Here is a 9,720-nt window from a genome sequence, read left to right as displayed (position 1 = left end):
CACCGTCTCGCGCCCTTGCCCGGTCAGGGCTTCTGCCACCTGCGGCACCACCAGTCCGGCCCCCGCTGCCTCGGTATCGCGTGCATGCAGTCCGGCACTGTCTTCCTTGCCCAGCGCTGCGGCCATGCCGCCCTGCGCCCACGCCGAAGAACAGGCATCCAGCAAGGGGGCAGGCGTCACCACCAGCGCCCCGTCAGACACCCCTGCCACCGGAACGGCCTCCAGCGCCGCCGACAACCCGGCCAAGCCGCCACCGACAATCAGCGGCCCACTGTGAACCCGCACCTCATGCACAGGCCCCACAGTCATTACAGGCTGATCCCGATATAGCGGCCCACCATATCCACCGCGCGTCCGACATTGCCGCCGGTCATCGCCAGCAACGACCCCACAGCCGCCCCGCTACAGACCGCCGCCGTCAGCACGAACAGACCCAGCGACTTGACCGCCTCGCCCCCGCTCAGCGGCCCTTCATAGTTGCGCAGGCCGCCCTTGGACAAATGCCCCCAGATCGCCAGCCCCAGAAACACCGCCAGAATATAGCGCCCCGTCATCACGCCCCATCCGACCACCGCAATACCGATGGCCAGCAGCACCAGTTTTTCCAGCATGGGATGGACCTTGGCCAATACCGGACCCAACGCCTTTGAACCGTCCAGCGGCGGCGCAGGCACCAGATTGATCAGGTTCAGCATGGCCACGAAAAAAGCCGCAGCCACCCACTCCACATTCCCCGTCACCGCCCAGACGGCCAACAGCGGCAACATGGCCAGCAGGCCAAACGCAGGCCCCGCCAGCGATACCAGCACCCCGATCCATTCAGTCCTCGGTGCCGTCTGCCCCTTGGCCAGCCCGCCCAGAAACGGAATGACGTAAATCTTCGCCGGTCCCATGCCCAAGCGGTTCATCGCCAGCACATGCCCGTACTCATGCACGAACAGGGCGAACATCAGCGATCCGGCGATGACCCAGCTTCCGGTCAGAAACCACAGGAAGCCCACCATCAGCAGGGTCGAAACCACCAACGTAACCTGCCCGTTCCGCGCCTTCTTCGGCTGTATGGGCTTGGGCGCAGGCGTATAGGGCTGCGGATCGATCCCGTCGCGACGCCCCCAGGGTCCCTGATCACTCACTCAGATCAACTCCACCTGAACCGAGTGCTTGGCCCGTACCAGATCATAGCGCGCAGGCTTGGTCGGCGGCGGCAGGTCCACCATCTTCTGCACCGCCGCGCGGGCGCGCTCCTGCACCTCGTCCGGCACCGTCACCTCGAACTGCATGTGCAACAGGCAGTCGCGGATATTCTCCAGCGTGATCCGCTTCATGTGCGGGCACATGTTGCACGGCCCGACAAAGTCCACCTCCGGCACATCGCCCTTGATGTTCGACGCCATCGAGCACTCGGTAATCAGCACCACCTTGGCCGGACGCTTGTTCTCTACGTAGGAGATCATCGCCGCCGTCGATCCGGCATAGTCCGCCGCGTGCAGAATCTCTTCGGGGCATTCGGGGTGCGCCAGCACTTCCGCCCCCGGCCACGCCTCGCGCATGTCGGCGATGTCCTGCGCGGTGAACCGCTTGTGCACCTCACAGTGACCGGCCCATGCGATGATGCCCACGCTCGTCTGCGCCGCGACATTCCTCGCCAGATATTCGTCGGGGATCAGGATGACCTTGTCGACACCCCATTCCTTGGCCGCCCACTCCACCACCTGCACGGCATTGGCACTGGTGCAGCAGATGTCCGTCTCGGCCTTCACATCGGCGGTCGTGTTCACATAGGTCACCACCGGCAAGCCCGGATAGCGCTGCTTGATCAGGCGCACATCCGCACCCGTGATCGACGACGCCAGCGAGCATCCCGCCCGCAGATCGGGAATCAGCACCGTCTTTTCAGGGCTCAGGATTTTCGACGTCTCGGCCATGAAGTGTACGCCCGCCTGAACGATCACCTTGGCATCCACCTTGGCCGCTTCCTTGGCCAGCGCCAGACTGTCGCCCACGAAATCCCCCACCCCGTGGAAGATATCCGGCGTCATATAGTTGTGCGCCAAAATGACCGCGTCGCGCTCTTTCTTGAGCGCGTTGATCTCGCTGATCAGGCGCGCCTGCTCCGGCCACTCCATCGGCGTGGTGTGGTCCTTGACCTTCTCCCACACGTCGGCGGTTTCAGCTTCCAGTTCCTTCGTCAGTCCGAACGCAGCACCCATGACCGTCTCCCTAAACACTTATGCTCACTTTTAGCATAAGGTAGGCATACAATAAGCACTCCGTTCGCTGACGCAAGGTCAATCCATCAAAACCGCGCCACGCATGACAGGAAGTTAAGTTGCACGCATCCGCATAATGACGTTCTTCGGAGCGACCACACCTTTCGGAAGGTACCCCCATGCCATTCGCCAAGCCTGCAATCGCCGCCCTTGTCGCAACCGCCGTTCTTGCCGTCTCGGTCCCGTCGGCCACGGCGCAGGACCTTGGCCAGTACCTGTCCGGCTACGGCTATTCACCTGTCTCACTGGGCAAGCTACCGACCGGCCACGAAACCCTGGAGGTCGAGATCAACGGGGTAAAAGGCCGCTTCATTCTGGATTCCGGCGCGGGTGCCAGTGTGGTCCACACCGCCTATGCCGCCAAATACGGCCTGAACAGCCCGACGTCAGACGACAACCGCACAGCCACGGGCGCAGGCGGTCACACCGCCATCAGCCGCCACCCCATCGACAGCCTGTCGCTGGGCGGCGCGGTCATGGACCAGAAACAGGTTTCCATCATGGACCTCGGCGGTGTGGTCGCCGCGATCAAAGCCGCAACGGGTGAAGAGATCGACGGCGTCATAGGGCAGGACATTCTCACCCGCCATGACGCCGTGATCGATATCAGCAAGCAGACCCTCTATCTGCGCACGCCCCCCGGCACCTGACCCTCACACGATCCGGCCCAGTACCGCGCAAATCCGGCATCGTTTTCGCCGCCTGCTAGTCCACCAGCCGGAACAGCGCGTCCAACGGCACATCCAGCGCCCTCGCCAGCGTCAACGCCACCGTCACCGAGGGCGTGAACACCCCGTTCTCGATGGTGTTGACCGTCTTGCGGGACACGCGCGCCCGCTCTGCCAGCTCGCCTTGCGTCAGTCCGGCTTCCTGCCTCACAGCCTTCAGATTCACATAAAGCCGCGCTTCAGCCACGTTCGGCGTCTCTTACCTGCCACCACAGCCGCACACCGGCGGTACTCACGGTCAGCCACATCGCAAAAGGCATGGCCGCCACCGCGACCGGCACCTGCCACAACATCAGCCCGAACACCACACACATGGCGACAAAGGCAGCCACAAAGCCCCATGCCATCGCACTGGCCCGATAGGCCCGCATCAGCTCGTCATCGAGCCATCTCTGCGCGTGCGCCCCTTTTTCCAGCCCCTTCCAGATAAAGACGAAGGCCATACCGGTCGCCAGCGGCCCCAGCGCCATCGCACTCAGGCGCGGCTCGCCCAGCCCATTGGCAAAGGTCCACAAATCTCGGCTGGAAAGCACGCATAGCGGCAGCGAGAACAGACCCATCAACAGTACGGAATAGGACCATTTCTCCTGCTCGGCATCGCGTTTCGTACCGGCTTTCACAATCTTGCGGGCCTCAAGTCGCGACCCATCCACCACCAGTGTCACCATCGCCCCGACCACCAGCAGGCCAAACCCTGTCCAGGCCATCGGCGCTTCCAGACGGGGCGGTACAAACAGACTGGCCAACAGACAGGCCGTAGCCACCGCCATTGCGATCCGGCTACCCGGTCCAGCCAAACATTCGATACGTCAGACACCGTCTGCCCTCCTCACCTGCCACCACAGCCTCAAACCGACCGCCCACAGCACCAGTGAAAACACGACCGGAACAGCCATCACCACAGCCTGCGCCCCCACCAGAACCAGCAAGCCCAGCACCACCATTCCGGTCAAAGCGGCCACAAAACCCCACGCCAAGGCGCTGCCCAGACAGGCGCGCATCAACTCGTCCCCCAGGCCGCCGCGCGGAGATCCCCACGCCAGCTGCGCGACCAGACCCAGCGCCCAGACAACGAAAATCAACAACGGCCACCGCGCTTCCAGCGCCTGCTGGCTCGCCACCTTCCACAAGGCATCACCGGTGAACGGGCTGATGAAAACCAGGGATATCGGAATAATCGCCATGCTCAGCGCCCATTGCGACTGACGTACATCCGTCGAAATACCCGGATTGGACGGGTATCGACCCGACAGGACGATGGCGACCGCCAGCAAAAGACATCCGACAACGATCGTCACAGTGCCGACGACCGGCTTACCGCCTGACACCGCCGCCATCAGGCCGCCCACGATCCCGCCTGCGCCTGCGCCGCCCAGAATCTGGACCACATTTTTCATCTGCAGCCCGGGCCGCCCCAAGCGACTGTTTCTTACCGATCCCACTGCGCGGCCCCCTCCCCGTCAAGTAACCTACAGGTTACATATGATACCTATAGGTTACATGTCAAACAGTAATGCCGCCACAATCCCAACGGCCAGCAGCGACCGGACATAGAAAACAAACAACCCTAGACTTCACACCTCAGAGTCCTTAGTTGATTGAACATTCCCCAAACTGCCTACCTTAAGAATAAATCGTGCAAGAGACTGTCCGCCGCATCCTGACGGCCCGCGTCTATGACGTGGCCGAGGAAACCCCGCTTGACCCCATGCCCCGCCTGTCGGCCCGCGTGGAGCGTCCGGTCCTGCTCAAGCGCGAGGACCTCCAGCCGGTGTTCAGCTTCAAGCTCCGCGGGGCCTATAACCGTATCGCCCAACTGACGGACGAGGAACTGAAACGCGGCGTCATCTGCGCCTCGGCGGGCAACCATGCCCAAGGCGTCGCCCTGTCCGCGGCCCGTCGCGGGGCCAAGGCCACGATCGTCATGCCGACGACCACCCCCGCGATCAAGATCAGCGCCGTGCGCGCCCTCGGCGGTCATGTGGTCCTGCACGGCGACAGCTTCGACGACGCTAGCGCCCATGCCCGCAAGTTAGAGGCCGAAACGGGCGCCACCTTCGTCCACCCCTTCGACGACCCCTTCGTCATCGCGGGCCAAGGCACGATCGGCCTTGAAATCCTGCGCCAGTACTCACAGCCGCTCGATGCCGTGTTCGTGCCCATCGGCGGCGGCGGTCTGGCGGCGGGCGTGGCGGCCATCATCCGCTTCCTCAGCCCCACAACCAAGATCATCGGCGTTGAAGCCGCCGAGGCCCCGTCGATGAAGGCGGCCATTGAACTGGGCGAAGTCACGACACTGGATCAGGTCGGCCTGTTCGCCGACGGCGTGGCCGTGCGCCGCGTCGGCGACGAGACCTTCCGCCTGTGCCGCGACCTGCTGGACGAAATCGTACTGGTGGACACAGACGCCATCTGCGCCGCCGTCAAAGACATCTTCGACGATGTCCGCGCCATCGCCGAACCCTCCGGTGCCGTGGCTCTGGCAGGCCTGAAGGTCTGGGCCGCGCGCAATCCGGGCAAGGGGGCTCTGGCCGCCATCAACTCCGGTGCCAACGTCAATTTCGACCGTCTGCGCCATGTGGCCGAACGCGCCCAGATCGGTCTGGGCACCGAGGCGCTTCTGGCCGTCTCCATGCCCGACGACCGCGCGGCCTACCACCGCTTCCTCAACAGCCTGCAAGGCCGCTCGATCACCGAGTTCAACTATCGCTGGAGCGGCGACACGGCCCGCATCTTTGTCGGCATCGCCCTTCGCGACGGTCAGGACGAACGCCACGCCCTGTGCGCCCTGTTGCACGACGCGGGCTATGGCGTCGAGGACATGAGCGACAACGAGATCGCCAAGCTCCACGTCCGCTACATGGTCGGCGGCCGCGCCCCCGAACTGTCGGGCGAGCGCCTGTTCCGCTTCGAATTCCCCGAACGCCCGGGGGCCTTCCTGAAGTTCATGAACAGCCTCCAGCCCGCGTGGAATCTCACCCTCTTCCACTACCGCAACCACGGCGACGACGTGGGCCGCGTCCTCGCCGGCATCCACGCCCCCGAAAGCGACCAAGACGCCATCACCGCCGCCCTAGAGGCCCTCGGCTACCCCTACATCGAAGAAACGGACAACCCCGCCGCACGCCTGTTCCTGGCATAGGCTTTAGATTCGGATAAAACGCGCATGCCACTCTATGCATTGAGGGGAGCGTGTCATGCCAACGATCGTAGTGTTCGCCGGCCCGAACGGAGCGGGCAAAACGACATGGATCAACCAGATCCTGCGCGAACGCGACGAGGCGTTCACATACGTCAATCCGGACGAAGTCGCTCGAGACCTTCCTCAAGAGATCCCCAATCGGGATGCTGCCGCCGCCCGCTTGGTCATCAGCACGCTATCCGCTCTTGAGGAGAGGCAGCAGAACATTATGCTCGAAACCACGCTGGCGACCCGAACACTTTCCACCCGCCTCAGAAGGCTGAGGAATAAGGGCTACACGATCGAACTGATCTATCTGCAACTGCCATCGGTTGAGGCTTCGATCGCACGCGCTGCCTTGCGCGTCGCAGCAGGTGGACACGATATTCCCGAGGGAACACTCAGGCGTCGATACCCGCTTAGCCTTCAGTACCTAAACATCCCGTACAAACCCCTCGCCCATAGTTGGCAGATATGGGAAAGTGGCGAGGAAGGCATGCAAGTGCTAGAAAGTGGTCCGCTATGAAAACGACCTTCTCCATGGAAGTTCTGAAACGCGCTGGCCAAAAGGCCGCGTGGGTCGCCAAGAACGGCACCCGTGATGAAAAGTCCGGGCGCTTCCTGCCACCTGCTGGCTGGAAAGGAAATCTGGCGGCAACTTCCAGTTCTAACGATAAGTCTCCGCAGAAAGCCAAAACGGCCCGATAGCTCCCGCTACCGGACCGTCTGTCGCTACAAGCGTCAGGCCGCCCTCTCAGGCGATGTCTTACGCCGCTTCGATCGACTTGATGATGTCGTCGGTCGAGGCATTGGTCAGGGTCTTGGTGATCTCACCGATGATCGCGCCCTCGACCTCCTTGTGCCAGTGCTTGCGCAGCTCGCCCATGGTCTTGGGGGCCGCGATCACGACCAGCTTGTCGAACTTGTTCTTCAGTGCCCAACCATTAAGCGCATTGGCGACACTCATGGCATGGCCGTCCTCGGCCTGGCTGTCATTGTCCGGATTGGCATCACTGGAAACCCGGCCTGCGGAGCCCACAACACGGTCTTCCAGCGGTGGCGATTCAACCGCCTTCAGCTGGACTTCGGTCGCGCTGCCGCTGTTGCGGAACAGGGCCAGCTTCTCGCCATCAACGACAGCAACAAGTGCATTACTGGGCAGGTTCATAGGTTACTCCTTGTTTCCCCGACCCAGAACTAACGACCCCGTCCTCCCTTGGTTGCCCCTTGGGTCGTTTTGCCCCGCCCGCCCCTCGAACGCACCGCCACACGCAGCAATAGAAAAATAACGCCGGTACAATATTACCGAACCAGCCACTTCAGCACATTCAAAGGGGGGACCTTACATGCTGGCCAAGCTGGAAGACATTTATCTGAACATCCTGCGTATCGCCGTATTGGCCATTGCCACGATTGCACTGGTCGTATTTGCCCTGACGGCCGCCCAGACCGGCCCGCTTGTCGGCCAGTTCATCGGCCTGAAGCCAAGGGCTAAGGTCGAAGACGCCTCCTTCGCACAGTTCGTCCAGACCAACCTTCCGGCCACAGGCCAGAACAGCTATGGCCCGCCCGCTGCCTCGGACGCGATCTATCCGGACACCATCGTCAATTCCGCCACCAATGTCGTGGCCTACATCAAAAAGCACCAGAACTACGACATCGGCCACGCCAATGCGTTGAGCTTCCTTGGCGGCATCTATGACGACATGTCCGCGGACTACCAGCGCGACTATGCCATCAGCCTTCAGGACTTTACGACCCAACTGGCCAATTCGACCGGCACGCCGATCTCGACCGACCAGATCAATCAGGCCATCCGCTGGCACGCGCAGAAATTCATGTCTGCCGCCGCCGAAAGCGAGATCAAGGCCACCGCAGACCGCGCCAAGGCCATTCTGGCGATCACCGTCGCAGGTATTTCCCTGCTGGCCTTCCTGATCATCATCTTCCTGTTCGTCGTGGTAAAGATCGAGCGCAACCTGCGCGTGGTTCAAGTCCACAAGCTGACGTCACAGCCATGAACCTGCGCGACCTCGCCACACCGGCACTGCTCATTGTGCTGGCGACCGCGCTGGTCGCCTGTGACAATGCCGCTGGCCCATCGGCAACCGTGGTCGATACCACCGCCATTGCCGATCCGCCGCCACCGCCGCCCGAGCCCGAACTGGTTCCTGAGGCCGCTGCCGTCACCGTCTATGCCGACCCGTCCGGCGGCTTGATGGCACCCGACCTGGCCGAGTTCTCCGACTATCCGGCCCGGGTCTATGAAGGCCCCCGCGTGTCACCGATTCTCACGCCCGAGAACCGAAACTACCGCACCCGCATCACCCAGGCCTCGACCGAACCTGTCAATTTCGCAGGCAACAAGGTGGTGGCCGTGTTCGGTTGCGGCAGCGGATGCACCGGCGGTTACATCGTCGATGTCGAAAGCGGCAATGTCACCAGTCTGGGTCTGGGCGGCGAAAGCCAGCCCTATATGCAGCTGAACTACCGCCCCGACAGCCAATTGCTGATCGCGACGTGGGAATTCCCGTCCTACGAAACCGAAAGCTCCATCTGCCACTACCAGCGCTATGTCTGGGACGGCGAGAAACTGGTGCCCTCCGGCGGTGCCCTGTCTTCCTACAGCCCCGCCATCGGCATGTGTAACCCCTACAACGAGTACCAGTAGTAAGGCTTGCGGGGCGCGCCCATCCTCGGCGCGCCCCTCGACCCTGCGGCACAGGGCCAGTGACAGACGGCGGCCACCCCATCAACGCAAATGTTAACAACCGATATGACGAGGTTCTTTGACTCTCGTCCGGATTGAGTGGTTTCCTGTTCTCAGGGGAGGGAACCACTATGATGTTAAGGCACGTGTCACCAACACCACCAAAAGATCCGGGGCACTGGACCCTGCTGCAGCAACGCCCGGACCGGGCCCTCTGGCAGTGGGAGCGTCGCTCGAACGGCGGCTCGCCGCTGACGCGCTATGTGATCACGCACGACCCCTCCCGGCTTGAGTTCGACGACTTCGACGAAGCCGAGACCATGTTCGAGCGCCTTCAGGACTAGGGCGAAATAAACGGCGCGGCCCCTTTGGAACCGCGCCGCCCGCATAGCGTTCGTACCGCCTTCAGATACCGGCTTTCATTTCACTGTCCGGTTCCACCTCTCCGCCCTGCACCATGCGCGTTACCGCGACATCGGCCGTGACATTGCCGACCGTACGGAAGATGTCCGGAATGACCTCCACCGCCAGCAGCAGCGGCAGCATCTCCAGCGGCACACCCATAGCGATACAGATCGGCGCAATCGACGCGAAGAAGCTGACCTGACCGGGCAGGCCCACTGTCCCCACCGAGANNTGGCGGCAATCAGCTGCCCCATGCTCGGTTGGATACCGAACAGGTGCGCGCAGTACAGGGCCACCCCCAGGTTCGCCACCGGCGAGGTGATGCGGAACACAGCCACCGCCAGCGGCAGCACCAGCCCCGCCGTCGCCTTGCGCACGCCCAGCGCATCCACCGCCCGTTCCACCATCACCGGCAGGCTGGCCAGC

15 protein-coding genes and 1 pseudogene are annotated in these 9,720 nt (G+C 62.7%); 7 read left to right on the top strand and 9 right to left on the bottom strand.

Annotated features, from left to right (window positions below; all coding sequences use genetic code 11):
• From B3H86_RS00155 to nadA, 3 genes are all read right to left on the bottom strand, one after another.
• Nucleotides 1-309: FAD-binding protein (locus B3H86_RS00155; RefSeq protein WP_292050506.1), on the bottom strand; the 309-nt coding region annotated here is incomplete at its 3' end.
• Nucleotides 309-1,133, bottom strand: a complete 825-nt coding sequence (locus B3H86_RS00150; RefSeq protein WP_292050505.1) for a metalloprotease — start codon at nucleotides 1,131-1,133, stop codon at nucleotides 309-311. The genes B3H86_RS00150 and B3H86_RS00155, both read right to left, overlap by 1 nt.
• The gene (nadA, locus tag B3H86_RS00145) at nucleotides 1,134-2,210 is read right to left on the bottom strand and encodes a quinolinate synthase NadA (RefSeq protein WP_292050503.1); all 1,077 of its coding nucleotides are present in this window, start codon (nucleotides 2,208-2,210) and stop codon (nucleotides 1,134-1,136) included.
• A 179-nt stretch (nucleotides 2,211-2,389) separates the two neighbouring features.
• Between nadA and B3H86_RS00140 the strand changes: the two genes are divergently transcribed.
• The gene (locus B3H86_RS00140) at nucleotides 2,390-2,920 is read left to right on the top strand and encodes a retropepsin-like aspartic protease family protein (RefSeq protein WP_292050502.1); all 531 of its coding nucleotides are present in this window, start codon (nucleotides 2,390-2,392) and stop codon (nucleotides 2,918-2,920) included.
• Nucleotides 2,921-2,975: 55 nt separating this feature from the next.
• Here B3H86_RS00140 and B3H86_RS00135 read toward each other — a convergent pair whose 3' ends face one another.
• Genes B3H86_RS00135 through B3H86_RS00125 form a run of 3 tightly spaced genes read right to left on the bottom strand, consistent with a single transcriptional unit; the run spans nucleotide 2,976 to nucleotide 4,386 of the window.
• Nucleotides 2,976-3,185 (bottom strand): helix-turn-helix transcriptional regulator, encoded by a 210-nt coding sequence (locus B3H86_RS00135; RefSeq protein ID WP_292050500.1) that lies wholly within the window; start codon nucleotides 3,183-3,185, stop codon nucleotides 2,976-2,978.
• Nucleotides 3,178-3,768, bottom strand: a complete 591-nt coding sequence (locus B3H86_RS00130; RefSeq protein ID WP_292050499.1) for a hypothetical protein — start codon at nucleotides 3,766-3,768, stop codon at nucleotides 3,178-3,180. The genes B3H86_RS00135 and B3H86_RS00130 overlap by 8 nt, the downstream gene beginning before the upstream one ends.
• Nucleotides 3,769-3,807: 39 nt before the next feature.
• Nucleotides 3,808-4,386, bottom strand: a complete 579-nt coding sequence (locus tag B3H86_RS00125) for a hypothetical protein (protein WP_292050497.1) — start codon at nucleotides 4,384-4,386, stop codon at nucleotides 3,808-3,810.
• A gap of 245 nt (nucleotides 4,387-4,631) precedes the next feature.
• Between B3H86_RS00125 and ilvA the strand changes: the two genes are divergently transcribed.
• Genes ilvA through B3H86_RS00110 form a run of 3 tightly spaced genes read left to right on the top strand, consistent with a single transcriptional unit; the run spans nucleotide 4,632 to nucleotide 6,887 of the window.
• Nucleotides 4,632-6,140, top strand: coding sequence for a threonine ammonia-lyase, biosynthetic (gene ilvA / locus B3H86_RS00120; RefSeq protein WP_349679838.1), 1,509 nt, complete (start codon nucleotides 4,632-4,634; stop codon nucleotides 6,138-6,140).
• A gap of 55 nt (nucleotides 6,141-6,195) precedes the next feature.
• Entirely contained in the window at nucleotides 6,196-6,705 is a 510-nt protein-coding gene (locus B3H86_RS00115) for an AAA family ATPase (protein ID WP_292050495.1), read from the top strand.
• Nucleotides 6,702-6,887 carry a hypothetical protein gene (locus B3H86_RS00110; protein ID WP_292050494.1) on the top strand — a complete coding sequence of 62 codons (186 nt, stop codon included), beginning with the start codon at nucleotides 6,702-6,704 and terminating at the stop codon, nucleotides 6,885-6,887. The genes B3H86_RS00115 and B3H86_RS00110 overlap by 4 nt, the downstream gene beginning before the upstream one ends.
• A gap of 58 nt (nucleotides 6,888-6,945) precedes the next feature.
• Here B3H86_RS00110 and B3H86_RS00105 read toward each other — a convergent pair whose 3' ends face one another.
• Nucleotides 6,946-7,347, bottom strand: a complete 402-nt coding sequence (locus tag B3H86_RS00105) for a host attachment family protein (RefSeq protein WP_292050493.1) — start codon at nucleotides 7,345-7,347, stop codon at nucleotides 6,946-6,948.
• A gap of 178 nt (nucleotides 7,348-7,525) precedes the next feature.
• On the opposite strand from B3H86_RS00105, the gene B3H86_RS00100 reads away from it, so the two are divergent.
• The 3 genes from B3H86_RS00100 to B3H86_RS00090 all read left to right on the top strand — a co-directional run bounded on the left by B3H86_RS00100 (nucleotide 7,526) and on the right by B3H86_RS00090 (nucleotide 9,233).
• Nucleotides 7,526-8,200, top strand: coding sequence for a hypothetical protein (locus B3H86_RS00100; RefSeq protein WP_292050492.1), 675 nt, complete (start codon nucleotides 7,526-7,528; stop codon nucleotides 8,198-8,200).
• A complete protein-coding gene (locus B3H86_RS00095) occupies nucleotides 8,197-8,850 on the top strand; it encodes a hypothetical protein (protein ID WP_292050491.1) in 654 nt (217 codons plus the stop codon). Before B3H86_RS00100 ends, B3H86_RS00095 begins: the two co-directional genes overlap by 4 nt.
• A gap of 170 nt (nucleotides 8,851-9,020) precedes the next feature.
• A complete protein-coding gene (locus B3H86_RS00090) occupies nucleotides 9,021-9,233 on the top strand; it encodes a hypothetical protein (RefSeq protein ID WP_292050489.1) in 213 nt (70 codons plus the stop codon).
• A 61-nt stretch (nucleotides 9,234-9,294) separates the two neighbouring features.
• Here the strand turns inward: B3H86_RS00090 and B3H86_RS00085 are convergent, their stop codons facing one another.
• Nucleotides 9,295-9,519 carry a cation:dicarboxylate symporter family transporter gene (locus B3H86_RS00085; protein ID WP_292050488.1) on the bottom strand — a complete coding sequence of 75 codons (225 nt, stop codon included), beginning with the start codon at nucleotides 9,517-9,519 and terminating at the stop codon, nucleotides 9,295-9,297.
• 71 nt (nucleotides 9,520-9,590) lie between these two features.
• Nucleotides 9,591-9,701, bottom strand: a pseudogene (locus B3H86_RS13875) (hypothetical protein); the annotation flags it as partial.
• Nucleotides 9,702-9,720 lie beyond the last annotated feature (19 nt).

Origin of the sequence: Brevundimonas sp. UBA5866, from assembly GCF_002432125.1 — a bacterium.
In the GTDB taxonomy this organism is placed as follows: domain Bacteria; phylum Pseudomonadota; class Alphaproteobacteria; order Caulobacterales; family Caulobacteraceae; genus Brevundimonas.
Note: the sequence above shows the minus strand (reverse complement) of the source record. Positions and strands in the feature narration are given on the sequence as shown.